The following is a 19,566-nucleotide window of genomic DNA, read 5'->3' as shown; positions in this document are numbered from 1 at the left end:
CGTGAGCGGGCGGGAGCGGTTCGGGGCGCGGCTGGCCAAGGCCGTCGCGGCCCGCGGCCCGCTGTGCGCCGGGATCGACCCCCACCCGGGCCTCATCGAGGCCTGGGGGCTCCCGGTGGACGTCTCGGGCCTGGAACGGTTCGCGCTGTCCGCCACGGAGGTCCTGGCGGCGCGCGCGGCGATCGTGAAGCCGCAGTCGGCGTTCTTCGAAAGTTTCGGACCGGGCGGTGTCCGCGTCCTGGAACGGGTGGTTTCCGCCGCCCGGGACGCCGGCGCGCTGGTGCTCCTGGACGTCAAGCGCGGCGACATCGGGTCCACGATGGGCGCCTACACCGCCGCGTACGTCGCCGAGGGTGCGGCGATCGCCGCCGACGCGATCACCGTTTCGCCGTATCTCGGCTTCGGCTCTTTGGCCCAATGCGCCGAAACGGCCGTCGCCGCGGGGCGCGGCATCTTCGTGCTTGCTCGGACTTCGAACCCGGAAGCGGGCGAAGTGCAGAACGCGAAGCTGCCCGACGGCCGCACGGTCGCGCAGGCGATCGTCGATGCGGCGATGGCGCTCAACGCAGGCGCGGAACCGCTCGGCGATGTGGGTGTCGTCGTCGGAGCCACCGTTCCGCCGGGAGAGCTGGATCTTTCGCGGCTGAACGGCCCGGTGCTGGCCCCCGGTTTCGGGGCCCAGGGAGCCACTGTGGCCGATTTGCGGGCCCTGTTCGGTGCGTCCCTGCCGGGCGTGCTGCCCGCGTCGTCCCGGGACATCCTGAAGCACGGTCCGGAGCAAGCGGCTTTGCGCCGAGCGGTCGAACGGGTCGCCGAAGTGCTGGCCGACCCGCAGGAAAACGACCAATAGCAGGGCCCGGAACCGGCCCCCACCAGGCACCCCCGCATTGTGGCCGGTGCTCACGGGTGGGTACCGTCGCGTCACCCACCCAGTTTTGAGAACTACCGGAGGAAAACGTGGCACTTCCCCAGCTGACAGAGGAACAGCGCGCTGCGGCGCTGGAGAAGGCCGCCGCCGCCCGCCGCATCCGTGCTGAGCTGAAGGAGCGGCTGAAGCGGGGCGGTACCACTCTGGTCGACGTGCTGAAGCAGGCCGAGGAGAACGAAGTCCTCGGCAAGATGAAGGTTTCGGCTCTGCTCGAGGCCCTCCCGGGCGTCGGCAAGGTCCGCGCGCAGCAGACCATGGAACGACTGGAGATCGCCCCCAGCCGTCGCCTTCGCGGCCTCGGCGACCGGCAGCGCAAGGCGCTGCTGGCCGAGTTCAGCGGCGAGTGAACGGCGCCGGTCGTGACTACCCGGTGAACCGGGGCGCCGACCGCGGCAGTGAGCCGGTGACGGGGGACTTCCCCCGGCACCGGCTCACCGTCGTATCGGGGCCTTCGGGGGTCGGGAAGTCGAGCGTGGTGGGCGAGCTGCGGAAGCTGGAGCCCGACGTCTGGTTCAGCGTCTCGGTCACCACCCGCAAACCGCGTCCCGGCGAAGTCGACGGGGCGCACTACCACTTCGTCGACCGCGTGGAGTTCGACGCGATGGTCGCCGACGGCAGGCTCCTGGAGTGGGCCGAGTTCGCCGGCAACTGCTACGGCACCCCGCGCGAGCCGGTCGAGAAGGCCCTCGCCGAGGGCCGCCCGGCCGTCCTGGAGATCGAACTGCAGGGCGCCCGCCAGGTCCGCGCGGCCATGCCGGAGGCCCGGCTGGTGATGCTGATGCCGCCGTCGTGGGAGGAACTGGTCGGCCGGCTCACCGGGCGCGGCACCGAAAACGAGGCCGCGGTCCAGGCCCGGCTGGCCGAAGCGGAGCGCGAGCTGGCGGCGGCGGGGGAGTTCGACCACCGCGTCGTCAACGCCGACGTGCGAGAGGCCGCCGAGCACTTGCTAAACTTGATTACTGATCAGTCTGCCGAAGATTCGGAGCCTCCCGCGTGACCACCCAGGCCACCCTGCACGAAGAGCTCGAGGGCATCACCAACCCGCCGATCGACGACCTGCTCGAAAAGGTCAGCTCGAAGTACGCGCTGGTGATCTACTCGGCCAAGCGTGCCCGCCAGATCAACGACTACTACGCCCAGCTGGGCGAGGGCCTGCTCGAGTACGTCGGCCCCCTCGTCGAGCCGGGCCCGCGCGAGAAGCCGCTCTCGATCGCGCTGCGCGAGATCCACGGCGGCCTGCTCGAGCACACCGAGGGTGAGTAAACCCCGCGTCGTCCTGGGCGTGGGCGGCGGGATCGCCGCCTACAAGGCCTGTGAGGTGCTGCGCGGGCTGACCGAATCCGGTCACGACGTCCGCGTGGTCCCCACCGAAGCCGCGCTGAACTTCGTCGGCGCGGCGACCTTCGAAGCCCTCTCCGGGCACCCGGTGCACACGGGCGTGTTCACCGAGGTGCCCGAGGTCCAGCACGTCCGCGTCGGCAAGGAAGCCGACCTCGTCCTGGTCGTCCCGGCCACGGCGAACCTGCTCGCCAAGGCCGCCCACGGCCTCGCCGACGACCTGCTGACCAACACCCTGCTCACCGCCCGGTGCCCGGTCGCCTTCTTCCCGGCGATGCACACGGAGATGTGGGAGCACCCGGCCACCCGCGACAACGTCGCCCTGCTGCGCTCGCGCGGCATGGTCGTCACCGAGCCCGATTCCGGCCGGCTGACCGGCGTCGACACCGGGAAGGGCCGCCTGGCGAACCCGGCCGAGATCGTCGACCTCGCCCGGCTGCTGCTGGCCCGCCCCGACGCCCTCCCGCGCGACCTCGAAGGCGTCCGCGTGGTCATCTCGGCGGGCGGCACCCGCGAGCCCCTCGACCCGGTGCGCTACCTGGGCAACCGCTCGTCCGGCAAGCAGGGCTACGCGCTGGCCCGCGTCGCCGCCCAGCGCGGCGCCGACGTCACGCTGGTCGCCGCGCACACCGTCGCCCTGCCCGACCCGGCGGGCGCGGTCGTCGAGCACGTCTCGACGGCGGAGGAGCTGCGGCGGGCGGTGCACGCCGCCGCCGAGTCCGCGGACGTCGTCGTGATGGCCGCGGCCGTGGCCGACTTCCGGCCGGCGAACCGGGCCGAGCACAAGATCAAGAAGTCCGACGACCAGCCGGACCCGGTGATCACGCTCGACCGCAATGCCGACATTCTCGCCGAATTGGTGCAAAACCGGCGTCCCGGACAGGTGGTCGTGGGATTTGCCGCGGAAACCGGCGACGAACACGGCAGCGTTCTGGACCACGCCCGCGCGAAACTGAAGCGCAAGGGCGCGGACCTGCTGGTCGTCAACGCCGTCGGGGACGGCAAGGCGTTCGGCACCGAGGACAATTCCGGCTGGCTCCTAGGGGCCGATGCCACGGAAAAACCCCTACCTCTCGCGCAGAAGGCTGAACTGGCGTCCACTCTGTGGGACGCTGTTGTGAACTTCATGAAGCGTTGACCGTCCCGCGAGCGATAGTCAGTACGCTTGCAAGGTAAGGGGTGCCTAACTTTCGGGGCATCCGACGACAAGGTGAGGAAGTGACGGCCACCGTGACCGCGTCTAGCAGCAGATTGTTCACCTCGGAGTCGGTGACCGAAGGGCACCCCGACAAGATTTGCGACGCCATCAGCGACTCGATCCTCGACGGCCTCCTGTCGAAGGACCCCCGCAGCCGCGTCGCGGTCGAGACCCTGATCACGACCGGCCAGGTGCACGTGGCCGGCGAGGTGACCACCGAGGCGTACGCCGACATCCCGACGATCGTCCGCGACGTCATCCTCAAGATCGGCTACGACTCCTCCGCCAAGGGCTTCGACGGCAACTCCTGCGGCGTCAACGTCGCGATCGGTTCGCAGTCGCCCGACATCGCCCAGGGCGTCGACACCGCCTACGAGTCGCGCGTCGAGTCGGACGAGGACGAGATCAACCGCCAGGGCGCCGGCGACCAGGGCCTGATGTTCGGCTACGCCTGCTCGGACACCCCCGAGCTGATGCCGCTGCCGATCGCGCTGGCCCACCGGCTGTCCAAGCGCCTGACCGCGGTCCGCAAGGACGGCGTGCTGCCGTACCTGCGCCCGGACGGCAAGACCCAGGTCACCATCGAGTACGCCGGCGACCAGCCGGTTCGCCTCGACACGGTCGTCGTGTCCTCGCAGCACGCCGACGGCATCGACCTGGACCGGATGCTCAGCGTCGACGTCAAGGAGCACGTCGTCGGCCCCGAGCTCGAGGGCCTGGGCATCGACACCTCGAACGCGCGCCTGCTGGTCAACCCGACCGGCCGGTTCGTCATCGGCGGCCCGATGGGCGACGCCGGTCTGACCGGCCGCAAGATCATCGTCGACACCTACGGCGGCATGGCCCGCCACGGCGGTGGCGCGTTCTCCGGCAAGGACCCGTCCAAGGTCGACCGCTCCGCCGCGTACGCGATGCGCTGGGTGGCCAAGAACGTCGTCGCCGCGGGCCTGGCCCAGCGGACCGAGGTCCAGGTGGCGTACGCGATCGGCAAGGCGGCCCCGGTGGGCCTGTTCGTCGAGACGTTCGGCACCGAGACGGTCGACCCGTCGAAGATCCAGCAGGCCATCAGCGAGGTCTTCGACCTCCGGCCGGCCGCGATCATCCGCGACCTCGACCTGCTCCGCCCGATCTACGCCCCGACGGCGGCGTACGGCCACTTCGGCCGGCCCGAGCTGGGCCTGCCGTGGGAGAGCACGGCCCGCGCCGAGGCCCTGAAGGCCGCGGCCGGCGCCTGACGCACGCTCACCGGAAGGCCGTTCCCGACCGGGGGACGGCCTTCCGGCATTTCCCGTCCCCGGCTCGGTCGTGAGTGGTAACGCGGGTTCTAACCCGCATTACCACTCACGACCGGCGGCGGCAGGGGTGTCGGTGGGGTCTGGTAGAGATCAGGCGTGAGCAGTTCCGAGCCCGCAGCCCTCTGGGACCTCCCGGAGCAGCCGTCCGCACCCCGGGCGGCACCCTCGCGTGCCCGGAAGAAGCCGAAGCCGGGGGAGAAGGCGAAGGGGGCCCAGTCGCCCGCGCCCGAGCGGCCGGTCGCGCGGGTCGTCGTCGACATCCCGCTGGCCCACCTGGACCGCACCTTCGACTACCTGGTGCCGGAGAAGCTGCACGAGACCGCCGTGCCGGGCTGCCGCGTCCGCGTCCGGTTCGCCGGGCAGCTGGTCGACGGCTACCTGATCGAACGCGGCGAGACCAGCGACTACGGCAGCAAGCTGGCCTTCCTCGACCGCGTGACGTCGGCCGAGCCGGTGCTGCCCCCGTCGCTGCACGCGGTCTGCCGGGCGGTCGCCGACCGCTACGGCGGCACGCTCTCCGACGTCCTGCGGCTCGCGCTCCCGCCGCGGCACGCCAAGGCCGAGGGCGAGCCGCCGCTGCCGCCCGCGGCCGCGCCCGAGCCGCCGGACACCGCGGCCTGGGCGCGCTACCAGCGCGGCCCGGCCTTCCTGGAGGCCCTGGGGGAGGGGAAGCCCGCGAACGCCGTCTGGCAGGCCCTGCCGGGCGAAGACTGGCCACGCCGGCTCGCCGAGGCCGCCGGCACGGTCGCCGCTCAAGGGCGCGGCGCGGTCCTGGTGGTGCCGGACCACCGCGACCTGACCCGGGTGCACGCGGCCTGCGCGGCCGTCGTGGGCGAGGACGCCGTGGTCGCGCTGATCGCCGGGCTCGGGCCCGCCGAGCGGTACCGGCGCTGGCTGGCCGTGCTGCGCGGCGCGGTGCGGGTGGTCGTCGGCACGCGGGCGGCGATGTTCGCGCCGGTCCACGACCCCGGGCTGTTCGTGGTCTGGGACGACGGCGACGACCTGCACCTCGACCAGCACGCCCCGTACCCGCACGTCCGCGACGTCCTGATGGACCGCGCGCACGCGGTGAAGGCGTCCCTGCTGGTCGGCGGGTTCGCCCGGACGGCGGAAGCCCAGCTGCTCGTCGAGTCCGGCTGGGCCGCCCCGGTGCTGGCGGACCGCACGACGCTGCGGTCCGCGGCCCCGCGCGTCACGCCGGTCGGCGAGGACTTCGACGTCGCCCGCGACGAAGCCGCCCGGGTCGCCCGCCTGCCGGCGGTGGCGTTCGAGGCCGCCCGCCAGGCGTTCGCGGCGGACCTCCCGGCGCTGGTCCAGGTGCCGCGGCGCGGGTACGTCCCCGGCCTGGCCTGCGGAAACTGCCGGACGCCCGCGCACTGCCGCCGCTGCGCGGGCCCGCTGGCCCTGCCCGGCGGCTTGCTCGACGGGCAGCCGAAACCCCCGGCGTGCCGCTGGTGCGGCGTCCCCGAAACGGCGTTCCGCTGCACGGCGTGCGGCTCGGTCCGGCTGCGCGCGGTGATCGTCGGCGCGAAGCGGACGGCGGAGGAGCTCGGCCGCGCGTTCCCGGGCGTCCCGGTCCGGACGTCGGGGGCGGCGGAGGTCCTGGAGTCGGTGCCGGGCAAACCGGCCCTGGTGGTGTGCACGCCGGGAGCGGAGCCGGTGGCGGAAGGCGGTTACGGCGCGGCCCTGCTGCTGGACGGCTGGGCGCTGCTGGGCCGTCAGGACCTGCGCGCGGGTGAAGAGACCTTGCGCCGCTGGATGGCGGCGGCGGCGCTGGTCCGTCCGGCGGCCTCGGGCGGCCGGGTGATCGTCGGGGCCGAGGCGGGTCTGCCGGTGGTCCAGGCCCTGGTCCGCTGGGACCCGGCCTGGCACGCGGCCCAGGAGCTGGCGGAGCGCCGCGAACTGGGCTTCCCCCCGGCGATGCGGATGGCGAGCGTGGAGGGCGGCCCGGACGCGGTGGCGGCGCTCCTGGCGGATCTGCCGCTGCCGCCGTCCGGCGAGGTCCTGGGCCCGGTCCCGATCGGCGAACCGGACGAGGAGGGCAACGCCGAGCGCGAGAGGGCGCTGGTGCGCGTGTCCCGCGCGGAGGGCAAGGCCCTGGCGGCGTCGATCCACGCGGCCGCGGCCCGCCGCGACGCCAAGAAGGCCACCGAACCGATCCGCATCCAGCTGGATCCGCTGGACCTGATCTAGGTCCTCTTGCCTCGATCAAGGTGTATTCGTACACTCAATCCATGGCAGGAGTACCCGTTGACGAGAGTAGATGGCTCCTGGACGAGGAGGAGATCCACATCCTCGAAGGGGTGGGCAGCGTCCTCCGGCGCGGCGACGGCCACGTCTTCATGCGGGAAGGCGAGGCCAGCGACTTCCTGCTGCTGATCCGGAAGGGGCACGTGAAGGTCACGTCCGGCCAGCCGGCTCGCATCATCGCGTTCCGCGGACCGGGGGAAACAGTCGGGGAACTCGGCGTCATCGACGACGAGCCGCGCTCGGCCACCGTGATCGCCTGGGGTGACGTCGAGGTGCTCCATGTGCCCGCGGCCGAATTGCTGAAGTTCCTCGACCAGCACCGCCGGGCCGAGCGAGCCCTGCACGCGGCGGTGCGCAAGCGGCTCGCGCAGGCGACGCGGAAGATCTCGGATTCCGACCTCGCGATGGAACGGCGGATCGCCAAGGCCCTGACCGAGCTGATCCGCAACGACATCTGCGAAATCGTCGATGGCGTCCCGACCGTCCGGTTGAGCCAGAAGGACCTGGCCTCGCTCAGCGGCTCCTCCCTGGAAGCGACGAAGAAGATCGTTCGCGTCTTCAAGGAAAGCGGCCTGGTCGATACCGGACGGCTCCTGCTTCGCGTCACCGATGCCGACGCCCTGCGCCGGATCGCCGGCGGCCACCCCACCTCGTCGTGGTGACCGGCTGTGCTCACCATGCTGGAACACACTTCGAGCGTCTGGGCGCTCGCCGTGGTGGTGCTCGGGACCATCGTGCACCAGATCGTCCGGCTCCTGATGTTCAAAGCCGCGCTGAGGAACAGCAAACCGGCGGAGCGGCCTGCGATCATCACCGCATTGGCCGGCCTGCTCGGGCGTGGCCCCTTCCGCAAACCGACGCAAAGGAACAGCCGTGCCGACCACTCCTGAGGCGGACCGGCTCTTCCGGAACCGGCTGGTCCGCGAACTCGTGGCGCTGGACCTCGATCCCGATCAGTTCGTCGTCTTCGGCAGCGCGCCGCTGCTGGCGCACGGGTTGCGGACGACCATCCGCGACCTGGACGTGGTGGCCCGGGGCGACGTCTTGACCTGGGCGAAGCGCACCGGCACGCCGGGGGTGGGCGCCTACAGCGGGGACCCCGTCTGGCAGTTCTGCGGCGGTCGGATCCAGTTCTCCGCCGGGTGGATCACGCCTCAGTGGGACGTCGGCGAGCTGATGGACGGTGCGGAGGTCATCGGGGGACTTCGCTGGGCGCGCCCGGGTGACGTCCTCCGCTACAAACTGGAGCTGCTGCGCCCCAAGGACGTCGCCGACATCGCGAAGATCCGAGACTATCTGCGCCGTCCGGCCCGGAATCCGTCGCAGCTGATCGGGCAAGGATCGGGCTGATCGGCGGTATTTTGGGTGGATGGCGAAAGTCCGGCCGACCCCTTTCCCGGAGCGCAACGGCGACGTGCCGTACAACGCTTCCGGGGTGGTGCGGGTGGGTTCCCGCCGGTTCGTCTTCGTCGACAACAAAGATCCCACCGCATTGTTCGAAATGACGTTCGATTCCGCCGTCGGCACGGTCGAACGGATTCACCGGCGGCCCCTGGCCGGGGTGGGCAAGGGAATGCTGCGTGATCCCGAAGGCCTCACCAGGGTCGACGTGTACGGGGAAATCGTGCTCGTCGTCGCTTCTTCGCTGTGCGCCGCGGACGGGAACCGGATCTGCGACGGCCTGGTGCGCGTCCGGTACGTCCCCCACGGCGACCTGCCCGCCGAGCCGATGGCCGGCTTCCGGGACTGGCTGCTCGACCGGGTTCCCGCGCTGGCCGAGGCCGGGCGGCGGGCACCGGACGAGGGCGGGCTCAACGTGGAAGGCCTGGCCTGGGACGGAACCGCGCTGCTGTTCGGCTTGCGGGGCCCGGCGCACCCGGGCCGGGTCACGCTGGTCCGGGTGCCAGCCGACGTCGGCGGCCCGCGCTGGACGACCGCGTCGCTGGGGCCACCGGAGCTGATTCCCGTGCGGCTGCCCGAGCCGGCCGTGCGGTGCGGGATCCGCGACATTTCCGGGGCCGGCGATTTCCTGCTCCTGCTCGGCCGTTCGACCAGCCACGGCGACACGCCGTTCCGGCTCGCCACCTGGAACCGGGCCGACGAGCACGCCGCGCTGCTCGGGATCACCTTTCACCGCAGCGCGAAGCCCGAAGGCGTCACGCCGTTCACGATCGACGGCCGCCGCCGGATCCTGATCGTCGACGACGCCGGCGGCTACGCGGTTCTCTGAGTCAGGAAAAGTACAGTTTCGACGGGCCGGGGTCCTGGTGGACCCGCGGTTTCCCGGCCGCCGTGGGATCCGTGCCGAACGCCGCGCCCAGCCCGGTCCGGACGCTCGTCACCGTGAAATAGCCGCTGGACGTGAACGGATCACCGACCGGGTCGACCGGCGTCACCGAGAACTCCTCGGCGTGGGCGGCGTTGTCCGCCGCGCGCGTGCAGAGCAGCTGGTGGCCCTGGCTCGACGTCGTGGTGGTCGCGTGGAGGAACCGGCCGGTCGCCTTGTTCGCGATCGACTGCCCGCCGCCGAGCGGGGCGAAGCACCACAGGTCCGTGTCGTCGACGTTCGCCGGCCGCCACCGGTGGACGACCTCGCCGCCGCCCGGTTCCGCCGCCGTGGCCGGGACGGTCTCGCTGCCGCTGGCGTGCAGGCACTCGTTGGTGACGTCCTCGCGGACGTACGCGCCGTCGGCGCCGGGCAGGCCGCCGCAGAGGTAGCCGGCCGAGGTGGCCAGCCGCAGCTGCTTGCGCACGGCGGTGAGCTGCGTGGGCACGTCCGGCACGCCGAGGCCGGTCAGCAGGGTCGCCATCCCGTCGAGCAGCGGCTGCAGCACCTCCCGGTGGGTCCGGAAGCCGAAGACGGTGTCGCGGTACTCGCGGATCCGGGCGAGCACCTGCGCCCGCCGTCCGGCGTCTTCGCGCACGAGCTTGGCGAGCAGCCCGGCGGTGTCGAGCCGGAAGTGCCGGGCGGGCTGGAGGGTCTGGTCGAGGCCCCACGGGATCAGCTTGAAGTCGATCTCGGCCACACCCGGCCGGGCGACCGCGTCCACGTCGTTGTACACGTAGGTGTTGTTGGTGTTGCGGGAATAGCCGTCCCAGTGCTTGAGGAAGAACTCCATCGCGTAGATCTTGACGAACTGGTCGAGGTCGAAGACCTCGGCGGCCCCGGCCACCCCGTGCGCGGCCAGGTGGTCGATGGCGAACCGCAGGTCGGCCTTGTCGTCGAACTTCGACAGCGATTCCACGCCGATGAACGGCAGCCGCTCGGCGACGAAGTCGTCCTTGTGCTCCAGCTCGTAGAGGTTGCCGTTCAGGTTGCCGAAGTTGCGCTCGATGTACCGCGGCATGATCGGCTCGACGTTCACGAAGACACCGGGACCGTTCACCCCGGCGATGCCCTGCCCGATCGGCACGCCGTTCACGCGGACCTGGGCGTAATTGCCGCGCGAATGGGGGAGACCGGCGAGCTCGAACAGTTTGTAGCCGAGCAGCTGCCGGAGGTAGGAGAGGTCCTGGACGGAGTTGTTGAGCGTCAGGTACCGCGACCCGATCAGCTTCCGGACCGGATCCTTGTTCGCGTCGGAGAACTTCCCGAAGTCGACGTGCAGGCAGGGTTTGCCGCTGCTGAGCGAGCCGCAGAAGGACTTCTTCTTGATCCCGACGTCGGCGAACGACGTGCGCGCGGGGAACTTCGTCCCGGACACCTCGACCGAGGTCGCCTTCCGCCAGGTGTAACGGCTCCCGCCGGTCCAGTCGAAGTTGCACACACCGCCGGCGGGCTGCTCGGTGCGCACGGCGTCCCAGTCGCCCGGCGGCATCGTGATATTGATCGACACCACATTGTCGATCGCGTAGAGGGAATCGAGTGCCCGCTGCTCCTGCTCGCCCATCCGGCCAGTGTACGACCGGGTTCCCGCGGCAGAAATGCGAACGGAATTCCGTGATGGATCCGATTTCGGGTGGGTGTATCACCCATTGTGGACGCAGCCGGTGGGAGAGCGCCGGAATGCTGTAACGCGGGGTGGCCGCGGAGAGATACTGCTCTGCGTGGGTGACAGCGGGAATGGCCGGCGGGCCACGGCGAGGCGGCGTGGCTGACCTGCGTGGTGCCCGCGCCCGGGCGGTCCTGATCGGGACCGGGTGCGCGACCGGGAGCCCCGGCGCCGACGGGCTGGACGCGATCCCGGCCGTGCGCACGACGCTCGCCGACCTCGCCGCGGTGCTGGTCGAGCGGTGCGGGATGGCGGCGGGCAACGTCCGGGTCCTGCTCGACCCGGCGCAGCCGTTCGCGTTCGGGGAGGCGCTCGCGGAAGAGACCGCGGCCGCGGAAGACGCGCTGCTGATCTACTTCTGCGGCCACGGGCTGGTTTCGCTCGACGGCGACCTCTACCTGGCCACGGCCGCGACCGACCGACGCGCCGGGTACCTGGCGCACACCGCGGCGCCCTACGCCCAGGTGCGCAACGCGGTGCTGGAAAGCCCGGCGCGCGTGAAGATCGTCGTCCTGGACTGCTGCTACTCCGGGCGCGCGTTCACGACGCTGGGGAACACGGCGGGCACCGAGGCGACCGGGTTGTCGCGGATCCACGGCGGTTACGTCCTGACGGCGGCCGGGGCGAACGAAGCCGCGCTGGCGCCGATCGGGGAGCGGCACACCGCGTTCGGCGGGGAACTGATCCGCCTGCTCACCGAGGGCGATCCGGACGGTCCCCGCGACCTGACGCTGCAGCACGTGCACGCCTACCTCCGCGAAATGCTGCTCGCGCGGGGCTTTCCACGGCCCCGCCGGCTCGCCACCGAGGTCGCCGACGGGTTCGTGCTCGCACCCAACCCGGCGTACCGGCTCGGTGGTGACCAGGACGGCCGCGAGGACTCCGCCGCCGCGACCGGTGCCGCGGACGTCTGCCCCTACCGCGGGCTGGCCGCGTTCGACGTCGGCGACACGGCCTGGTTCTTCGGCCGCACCCGCGAGACGCGCGAAGTGCTCGACCGGATCGGCAAGGCGCAGCCGGGCGATCCGCCGCTGGTCCTGGTCGGGCCGTCGGGCGTGGGCAAGTCGTCGCTGATCCGCGCCGGCGTCGCGGCCGGGCTCGCGCGCGGCGACTTCGGTGGCGTGGAACGCACTCCGGTGCTGATGACGCCGGGCCCGCGCCCGCTGTCCGCGCTGTACACGGCGCTGGGCGACCGCGGGACGGCGCCGGTCCTGCTGGTCGTCGACCAGTTCGAAGAGATCTTCACCGAATGCGCCGACCCGGAGGACCGGGAGAGCTTCGTCGCGGCCCTCACCGGCGGGCTGGGCGACGCCGTCGTGCTGCTCGGGCTGCGGGCCGATTTCTACCGGCACTGCCTGGCGTTCCCGGCCTTGCGGGAAGCGCTGGAGCGCAACCAGGTCCTCCTCGGCCCGCTTTCGGGCGACGAGCTCGGCACGGCCGTCCAGGCACCGGCCGCGGCCGCGGGACTGACCTTGCAGGCCGGGCTGGTGCCGATCGTCCTCCAGGACGTCCAAGCCCAGGCCGAAGCCCTCGCGGCGGACCGCGGCGACGGGCTCGACCTGCAGCAGGGCGAAGTGCTGCCGCTGCTGGCGCACGCCCTGCGCGAGACGTGGGTGCACCGCCGGGGGCGGCTGCTGACGGTCACCGGGTACGCCCGGTCCGGCCGGGTGGCCCGGGCCGTGGAGACCTCGGCCGAGCAGGTGCACGCCGGGCTCGACGAGCCGGGACGCGCGGTGCTGCGCACGCTGGTGCTGCGGATGGCGGCGGTCGGCGAGGGAACGGCCATCACCCGCCGGCTGGTCCCGCGGGACACCCTGCTCGACGACCTCGGACCGGGTGCCGAACCGGTGCTGGACGCCCTGGTCGCGGCCGGGCTGGTCGTCGTGGACGGCGACGCGCTCGGGCTCGCGCACAGCGCTGTCCTCCAGGCGTGGCCGCGGCTGCGGGCGTGGCTGGAGGAGGGCCGCCAGTCGCTGCTGGTCCGGCGGGGCCTGGCGGCCGCGGCGGAGCGCTGGCAGCAGGCGGACCGGCGGCCGAACCTGCTGTACCGGGGCACCCGGCTGGCGCTCGCCGGCGAGCTGGCCGGGCCGGACGAGCCGCCGCTGCCGGCGCTGTCGCGGGAGTTCCTCGACGCGAGCACGGCCCGCCGCCGCCGGACACGCCGCCGGCTGGTGGCCGTCGCGACCGCGGCCGTCCTCGTCGCCGGCACTTCGGTGGCGATCCTCACCCGGGATCTGTGGTCCGGGCCTTGTCCCCGTGGCCTGCAACCGTCGAACAGCGTGTCGTTCGGCGACGAGTGCGTCGGCGTCACCGACGGCAGCTACGTGTTCCGGCCGGAGCTGGCCGCGGTCGAACGCCGGATCGCCGAGGAAAACCAGCGCGTGGGCGGGTCCGCGGTCACCGTGGCGTTCCTCGCCCCGTTCCCGGTGGCCGGCACCGGCGCGCTCACCGTCGACTCGATGCGGCACCAGCTCGAAGGCGCGTACACGGCCCAGGTCGAGGCCAACCGGTCCGAGCCGCGGGTCAAGCTGCTGCTGGCCAACACCGGCGCGTCGGGGGCTGCGTGGGAGCCGGTGGTCGGGCAGCTGGTTTCGAGCGACCCGGTGGGCGTGATCGGGCTGGGGGCCAGCTCGGCGTCGACGCTCGAGGCGGTCCGCGCGCTGAGCGAGCGCGGCCTGCCCGTGGTCGCCGGGATCGCCACCGCGGACGACTTCGACGCCACCACCTTGCCGGGCGTGGTCCGGGTGCGGCCCGCCAACCGGCAGCTCGTGGCCGTGATGAGCCGCTACGTCGCCACCCAGGCGCAGTGGCGGCCGCGGGTGCTGGTCGCCGACGGGGACGCCGGCAACCTCTACGCGCGGTCGCTCCGGGCGGACATCGCCGAAGAGCTCGGCCGCCGGTCGGGCCCGCTGGAAACGTTCAGCTACCTCTCCGGGAACGCGTCGCCGGCCGGGTTCGCGGTCGTCACCCAGGGGATTTGCGCCACCCGCGCCGAATCCGTGTTCTTCGCCGGGCGCGCGGCCGATCTCCCGGCCTTCCTGGCGTCGGTCGCCGCCCGGTCGTGCACCGACCCGGTCGAGGTGTACGTCCCGGAATCCGTCGAAGAGCACCTCGGGACCGAGCTGCGGGCCGAGCTCGCGGCCGGGAAGGTGTCGGTCACCGCGTTCGTCCCGGCCGGCTGGTCGGCGCTGCCCGGCCCGGACGGCGAGACGTCACCGCGGTACCAGCGGTACCGGCAAGCGTTCGCCGGCACCGGCGCGGACCCGGCCGGCGCCGCCGCCGCGGACGCGATCTCCCTGCACGACGCCCTGGTCACGATGGTGACGGCGTACCGGACCGCGCCGAAGGGCCGGTACTCCGGCGCGACGGCCGCCCGCACCCAGCTGGGCAACCTCCACGGTCCGCTGTCGGTGCCGGGCGCCGAGGAGGACCTCCGCTTCACCGAGCGCGGCACCCCGGACCGGCAGACGGTCGGGATCATCCGCTACACCGAAGGCAAGCCGGGACAGCGCATCGCCATCGAGCACATCAGCTAGGAGTCCACTGTGGAGCATCGCGGATGAACGCGGTCGCCGACCTCCGCCGGGCGCGCGACCTCGCCTGCGCCCTCGACGTGCCCCGGTTCCGCGACGACGCGCTCGACGTCGTCCTCACTGCAAGCCGGACCGGTGAGCGAGTTCGGGCACTGGCCATGGCCCTGGTCCCGGCGGCGCACCGCGTCGCTACGCCGAGGAATTCCGCGCCGAGCCGGCCGAACTGACCGGTTGCCAGCGCACGGCGTACGCACTGCGGCTGCTGGGTGTGGCTTGGCGGTTGCGATGTGGCTTGCGTGGCGGGTGACCCGTCATCGCCGCCGGAGCGCGCGGGTTGCGCCGCCGATGAGCGCGGTCGCCGCCACCGCTGCGGTTCCCAGGCCGCCCGCGGTCAGCGCCACGCTGACGACGATGCCGACCACGGCCAGCGCCAGCACGAGGACGAGCAGGGCGGTCCGGAACGTGCGGGCGCCGTCGTCGATGACGTGGCGGACGAGCGCGGTGTAGGCGTTGTCCGGCCGGCTCGTCACGATCGGCTCCGGTCCGGCCGGGCGCGGACCAGGGCCCGGCGCAACGACCACGCGTGCAGCAGCTGCCGGGCCGCGTAACGGGCTTGGCCGCGGGGGAGGGCGGCCGCTTCACCGCGGAACTCCTCCGCGAACCGGGGCCGCTCGGCGAGCGGCAGCACCTGCAGCGCCACGCCCAGCAGGTTCCGGCAGACCAGGCCCGGCCGCCCGGCCGTCGCGGTGCCGCGCGCCAGCCGCCGGATGACCTTGGCGACCGCGACCCGGGCTTCCCCGACCGGATCGCTCCCCAGCGGCGAGACGTACTTGCGGGCGGCGTCGACCCGGTTGTGCAGTTCCGCCCGGGCGCGCCGGGTCGCCACGACCGCTTCCCGCGCCGTGATGACGGACTCTTCGCGTTCCCGGGTCCGGTCCGCGAGCAGGGCGGCCACGGCCTGGGCGTCCGCGGCCCAGGCCAGGTGCACCGCGGTGTCGAAGTCCTCGGACACGGCCAGGTCGTGGGCCAGGTCGAGCTGGGCGGCCAGCCGGCGGGTGAGTTCGCGCTGCGGGGCGAACGCCAGCGCCCGGTTGTTCGACAGGGTGCGGGCCAGCCGGCACGCCACGGCCAGCTCGGCGGCGTTGCCGGCCTGGCGCTGCACCTGTTCGAGCGCGTCCGCGAGGCGCCGCGCCAGGGCCAGGTCTTCGGCGTCCCGGGCGGTCCGGTGGCGGCGTCTCATCGCGCACCGCCGGCCAGCCCCGGGCGCAGCCGCGCGAGCTTGGCCGCCGAGGCTTCGGCACGGGCGAGGGCGATCTGCGCGGACGTCACGCCGTCGCCGCTCAGGCGGTAGAAGCGCCGGCGCGGCCGGCCGGCTTCGCGGGGATCGACGTCCTCCCAGCGGCTCTCCAGCCAGCCGAGGCGCTCGAGCCGGGCGAGGATGGGGTGGATGGTGCCGCTCGGCAGCTCGGCGGCGGCGCAGATCTCCAGCCCGTACATCTCCCGCGCCGGGTCGGCGAGCAGCGCGCGCAGCACGAGCTGGGTGGTCAGGGTCATCCGCGGAGCCATGGTCTAGTTCTACTATGGGGGCTAGGTAGAGCACAACCGTCAGTCGTGGAGTGCGCTCAGCCCGGCAGCACCGTTCCGGGCAGCGAATCCACCGCCACCCGCGGCGATTCCGTCACCACCGGCGGCGCAGCGCTGCCGGGACCGCCCGCGGCGGCCGTCGCCAAGGTGCGCACCTGGGCCGCGATCGCCTGGCGGCGGGCCTCGAAATCGGCGTCGGTCAGAGCGTCCGGGGCCGTCGGCTGGCCCAGCACCGGCGTGTGCAGGTGGCCGCCCGCCACCGACGTCAGTCCCAGGCCGAGGCGGACGCGGTTGCTGCGGAACATGGATTCGTTCGACAGGTAGTTCCCGCCCCCGCCGGAGGCGGCGATCTCGCCCGCGGCCGGGGCGTCCGAGCGGCACACCGGGGTTCCGGCGCCCGGGTGGGCCGCGTCCGGCCAGACGCAGAACGCCGGGTTGAAGTTCACCGGGTAGGCGCCGGCCGGGGCGGCCAGCATTTGCTCATACGGCAGGGTCGTCTCGATGAACTGGACGTCCGGCTGCGGCCAGCCCGCGGCCGGCGGCACGCCTCCGGTGACCGGCACGTTGTCGTTGTCCGGGAAGCCACCGCGCCAGGCGCCGGCCCAGCGTTCGATGTCGAACCGGCCCGGACGCCCCTGGCTGATCGTCATGATCACGTCCGGCCGTCGCGCGCGGTCGCGCAACGCCGTGCCGTAGGCCGCTTCGACGATGCCCGCGTCGAAGTAGCCCCACACGACCGGGAAGTTCACCGCCTGCACCACGGCCGGCCCCGACGGCGTGCTGAGGATCCGCCCGTCCAGCTGCAGCGCCGAGGCCCCGGCCGGGTTCGAGATCCGGACACCGGCGCCGTCGAGCTGGAACGGGTCGAAGCCGCTCACCATGACCCGCCGCGTTTTCCCGAGCGGGAACCGGACGTCGTCGAGGCCGCGCGATCCGTGGTCGAACGCCGCCAGCAGCGACGTCCGCTGCGAGGCCGGCAGCGCGAAGGGCGGCCGCCACTGCCGGATCGCGCTGCTGAGCTGCAGCCGCGCCCAGTACAGCGGCCGGTCGTCGAAGCGGTCGAGCGTGCCGAGGCCGGGGGTGCGGCCCTGGGCGCGGTCGACCGCCGTCCGCCACAGCCGGGCCCCGGCCTGCGTGACGACCCGTTCGGCCCGGCGCGGGGTGCGCGCGGCACAGAGGTCGTGCTCGACCGCGGCGACGAAGGGGTCGAGCCCGGCCAGCCGGACCAGCTCGGGGCCGACGGCGGGGCCGCCGGCCGGCATCGTCGCGGTCAGCCGCTGCTCCTCGACGGTCAGCGGGGCGGTCGCGTCGAAGCAGTTCGGCGCCGGTGCGGCCGCGGCGACGCCGGGGAGCACGAACATCGGCAGGGCGGAGAGCAAGGGGAGCAGGGCGGACAGGCGCACGGGTTTCCCTCCACGTTCGCTGAGCGATCTCCTCGGTCCAGTCTTGCGGCCGGGAGGGATTCCGAGAACCGTGCATAAGTCGGATGACGGCTTGAAGCTGCCTTGACCAAGGGGCAGACTCGCCCGCATGCCCGCGCACTGGAGCCGCACCACGCTCGTCCTGGCCGTCGCCGCCGTGCTCACCGCCGGCGTCGCCGCACCCGCCACCGCCGCCACACCCACGCCGAAGTCGCCGGTCGCCGTCGGCTTCGGGGGTGCCGTGGCCAGCATCGACGCCGACGCCACCGCGATCGGCACGCAGGTCCTGCGCGACGGCGGGAACGCCGTCGACGCGGCCGTCGCGGTCGCCGCCGCGCTCGGGGTCACCGACCCGTTCTCCGCCGGGGTCGGCGGCGGCGGGTTCTTCGTCTACTACGACGCCAAGACCCGCCGCGTGCACACCCTGGACGGCCGCGAAACCGCCCCGAAGACCGCCGACCAGAACCTGTTCGTCGAGAACGGCCAGCCGCTCCCGTTCGCCGACGCCGTCACCAGCGGTCTGAGCGTCGGCGTCCCCGGCACGCCCGCGACCTGGGCCGAGGCGCTGCGCAAGTGGGGGACGCGCTCGCTGGCGAAGTCGCTGAAGCCCGCGGAGAAGCTGGCCCGCGACGGCTTCGTCGTCGACCAGACGTTCCAGACGCAGATCGCGAACAACGCGGCGCGCTTCTCGGCGTTCCCGTCGACGCGTTCGCTGTACCTGCCGGGCGGCGCGCCCCCGGCGCCGGGGACGGTCTTCCGGAACCCCGACCTGGCCGCGACGTACGCCCAGCTGGAGCGGTCCGGCGTCGCCGCGCTGTACCGCGGCCCGATCGGCGCCGACATCGCGAAGACGGTGCAGAAGCCGCCGGTCGACCCGGCGTCGACGTTGAACGTCCGGCCCGGGAAGCTGACCACCGGCGACCTGGCCGCGTACGACGTGATCGAGCGCGACCCGACGCACGCGCGTTACGAGGGTCTCGACGTCTACGGCATGCCGGCGCCGTCCTCGGGCGGGCTGACGGTCGGCGAGGCGCTCAACATCCTCGAGAACTTCGACCTCGAGCACGCGAGCAAGGCCGACTACCTGCAGTACTTCCTGGAGTCGACCCGCTTCGCCTTCGCCGACCGCAACCGCTGGATCGGCGACCCGGCGTTCATCGACGTCCCGGCGCGCGAGCTGCTTAGCCAGCGCTTCGCCGACAGCCGGGCCTGCCTGATCTCGAAGGACAAGGCGGCGACCAGCCCGGTCGCCCCGGCGGACCCGCGGCACCCGGCAACGTGCGCGGCCGGATCCGCGGCGGCGCCGACGCCGTACGAGGGTGAGAACACGACGCACCTGACGGTGGCGGACAAGTGGGGCAACGTCGTCGCCTACACGCTGACGATCGAGCAGGAGGGTGGCAGCGGCATCGTGGTGCCGGGCCGCGGGTTCCTGCTGAACAACGAACTGACGGACTTCTCGTTCACGCCGGTGACCCCGGGCGTCCCGGACCCGAACCTCCCGGGCCCGGGCAAGCGCCCGCGGTCCTCGATGGCCCCGACGATCGTCCTCGACCACGGCCGCCCGTTCTTCGCGACGGGCTCGCCGGGCGGAGCATCGATCATCACGACGGTCCTCCAGGTGATCCTCGGCCGCCTGGACCGCGGGCTGTCGCTGGAGCAGGCGATCGCGGCCCCGCGAGCCTCCCAGCGCAACGCGGCGGCGGCCCAGGTGGAGCAGGCCTTCCTGGACCAGCCGGAGACGGCGGAGCTGAAGGCGAGGGGCCAGGGCTTCTCGACGGCCCCGGCGGAGATCGGAGCGGCCACGGGCGTGGAGAGGTTGCGCGACGGCCGCTGGCTGGCGGCGGCCGAGCCGGTACGGCGCGGCCAGGGCGCGGCGCAGGTGGTGTGGCCAGCGCGCTGGTAGGGGCTGAGGTCGCTCGTATCCCCTGGCCGGAACGTCGCGAATGACTCATTCGTCCGGGGCCACGGCGCCTCCGACGTCCCGGCCACCGGGTACGACGACCCGGTGGCCTGGGCGGACGACC

General features: G+C 73.0%; 19 protein-coding genes. 14 read left to right on the top strand and 5 right to left on the bottom strand.

Features of this window, described 5'->3' with window-relative positions; all coding sequences use genetic code 11:
- Position 1: 1 nt before the first annotated feature.
- The 11 genes from pyrF to ACWDN5_RS27225 all read left to right on the top strand — a co-directional run bounded on the left by pyrF (position 2) and on the right by ACWDN5_RS27225 (position 9,239).
- Positions 2–850, top strand: a complete 849-nt coding sequence (gene pyrF / locus ACWDN5_RS27275) for an orotidine-5'-phosphate decarboxylase (RefSeq protein WP_310975043.1) — start codon at positions 2–4, stop codon at positions 848–850.
- A gap of 107 nt (positions 851–957) precedes the next feature.
- A complete protein-coding gene (gene mihF, locus ACWDN5_RS27270; RefSeq protein WP_003096398.1) occupies positions 958–1,275 on the top strand; it encodes an integration host factor, actinobacterial type in 318 nt (105 codons plus the stop codon).
- A complete protein-coding gene (gene gmk, locus ACWDN5_RS27265; protein WP_310975050.1) occupies positions 1,272–1,925 on the top strand; it encodes a guanylate kinase in 654 nt (217 codons plus the stop codon). The genes mihF and gmk overlap by 4 nt, the downstream gene beginning before the upstream one ends.
- Positions 1,922–2,191 carry a DNA-directed RNA polymerase subunit omega gene (rpoZ, locus tag ACWDN5_RS27260; RefSeq protein ID WP_005152353.1) on the top strand — a complete coding sequence of 90 codons (270 nt, stop codon included), beginning with the start codon at positions 1,922–1,924 and terminating at the stop codon, positions 2,189–2,191. Before gmk ends, rpoZ begins: the two co-directional genes overlap by 4 nt.
- Positions 2,184–3,404, top strand: a complete 1,221-nt coding sequence (gene coaBC / locus ACWDN5_RS27255) for a bifunctional phosphopantothenoylcysteine decarboxylase/phosphopantothenate--cysteine ligase CoaBC (RefSeq protein WP_310975051.1) — start codon at positions 2,184–2,186, stop codon at positions 3,402–3,404. The genes rpoZ and coaBC overlap by 8 nt, the downstream gene beginning before the upstream one ends.
- 92 nt (positions 3,405–3,496) lie before the next feature.
- A complete protein-coding gene (gene metK / locus ACWDN5_RS27250; RefSeq protein ID WP_310975235.1) occupies positions 3,497–4,699 on the top strand; it encodes a methionine adenosyltransferase in 1,203 nt (400 codons plus the stop codon).
- Between the two features lie 156 nt (positions 4,700–4,855).
- Positions 4,856–6,952 carry a primosomal protein N' gene (locus tag ACWDN5_RS27245; protein ID WP_449678268.1) on the top strand — a complete coding sequence of 699 codons (2,097 nt, stop codon included), beginning with the start codon at positions 4,856–4,858 and terminating at the stop codon, positions 6,950–6,952.
- A gap of 41 nt (positions 6,953–6,993) precedes the next feature.
- Positions 6,994–7,671 carry a Crp/Fnr family transcriptional regulator gene (locus tag ACWDN5_RS27240; protein ID WP_449678267.1) on the top strand — a complete coding sequence of 226 codons (678 nt, stop codon included), beginning with the start codon at positions 6,994–6,996 and terminating at the stop codon, positions 7,669–7,671.
- 6 nt (positions 7,672–7,677) lie between these two features.
- Complete coding sequence (locus ACWDN5_RS27235; protein ID WP_449678266.1) at positions 7,678–7,899, top strand: hypothetical protein; 222 nt, start codon at positions 7,678–7,680, stop codon at positions 7,897–7,899.
- Entirely contained in the window at positions 7,883–8,359 is a 477-nt protein-coding gene (locus tag ACWDN5_RS27230) for a hypothetical protein (RefSeq protein WP_449678265.1), read from the top strand. The genes ACWDN5_RS27235 and ACWDN5_RS27230 overlap by 17 nt, the downstream gene beginning before the upstream one ends.
- 19 nt (positions 8,360–8,378) lie before the next feature.
- Positions 8,379–9,239 carry a DUF3616 domain-containing protein gene (locus ACWDN5_RS27225; RefSeq protein ID WP_449678264.1) on the top strand — a complete coding sequence of 287 codons (861 nt, stop codon included), beginning with the start codon at positions 8,379–8,381 and terminating at the stop codon, positions 9,237–9,239.
- Between the two features lies 1 nt (position 9,240).
- Here the strand turns inward: ACWDN5_RS27225 and ACWDN5_RS27220 are convergent, their stop codons facing one another.
- The gene (locus tag ACWDN5_RS27220) at positions 9,241–10,899 is read right to left on the bottom strand and encodes a CotH kinase family protein (protein WP_449678263.1); all 1,659 of its coding nucleotides are present in this window, start codon (positions 10,897–10,899) and stop codon (positions 9,241–9,243) included.
- 200 nt (positions 10,900–11,099) lie between these two features.
- Between ACWDN5_RS27220 and ACWDN5_RS27215 the strand changes: the two genes are divergently transcribed.
- Both ACWDN5_RS27215 and ACWDN5_RS27210 read left to right on the top strand, forming a co-directional pair.
- Positions 11,100–14,537, top strand: a complete 3,438-nt coding sequence (locus tag ACWDN5_RS27215) for a caspase, EACC1-associated type (RefSeq protein WP_449678262.1) — start codon at positions 11,100–11,102, stop codon at positions 14,535–14,537.
- 23 nt (positions 14,538–14,560) lie between these two features.
- Positions 14,561–14,761, top strand: coding sequence for a hypothetical protein (locus ACWDN5_RS27210; protein ID WP_449678261.1), 201 nt, complete (start codon positions 14,561–14,563; stop codon positions 14,759–14,761).
- A gap of 84 nt (positions 14,762–14,845) precedes the next feature.
- Here ACWDN5_RS27210 and ACWDN5_RS27205 read toward each other — a convergent pair whose 3' ends face one another.
- Genes ACWDN5_RS27205 through ACWDN5_RS27190 form a run of 4 tightly spaced genes read right to left on the bottom strand, consistent with a single transcriptional unit; the run spans position 14,846 to position 17,521 of the window.
- Complete coding sequence (locus ACWDN5_RS27205) at positions 14,846–15,064, bottom strand: hypothetical protein (protein WP_310975066.1); 219 nt, start codon at positions 15,062–15,064, stop codon at positions 14,846–14,848.
- Positions 15,061–15,774, bottom strand: a complete 714-nt coding sequence (locus ACWDN5_RS27200; RefSeq protein WP_449678260.1) for a hypothetical protein — start codon at positions 15,772–15,774, stop codon at positions 15,061–15,063. The genes ACWDN5_RS27205 and ACWDN5_RS27200 overlap by 4 nt, the downstream gene beginning before the upstream one ends.
- Positions 15,771–16,100 carry a PadR family transcriptional regulator gene (locus ACWDN5_RS27195; RefSeq protein WP_310975069.1) on the bottom strand — a complete coding sequence of 110 codons (330 nt, stop codon included), beginning with the start codon at positions 16,098–16,100 and terminating at the stop codon, positions 15,771–15,773. Before ACWDN5_RS27195 ends, ACWDN5_RS27200 begins: the two co-directional genes overlap by 4 nt.
- Positions 16,101–16,156: 56 nt before the next feature.
- Positions 16,157–17,521: a hypothetical protein gene (locus ACWDN5_RS27190; protein WP_449678259.1), complete on the bottom strand. Its 1,365-nt coding sequence runs from the start codon at positions 17,519–17,521 to the stop codon at positions 16,157–16,159.
- A gap of 127 nt (positions 17,522–17,648) precedes the next feature.
- Here ACWDN5_RS27190 and ggt point away from each other — a divergent pair, with 127 nt between their 5' ends.
- Positions 17,649–19,445, top strand: a complete 1,797-nt coding sequence (gene ggt, locus ACWDN5_RS27185) for a gamma-glutamyltransferase (protein WP_449678258.1) — start codon at positions 17,649–17,651, stop codon at positions 19,443–19,445.
- The last annotated feature ends 121 nt before the right edge of the window (positions 19,446–19,566 follow it).

Source organism: Amycolatopsis sp. NPDC003731 (assembly GCF_053586895.1).
Note: the sequence above shows the minus strand (reverse complement) of the source record. Positions and strands in the feature narration are given on the sequence as shown.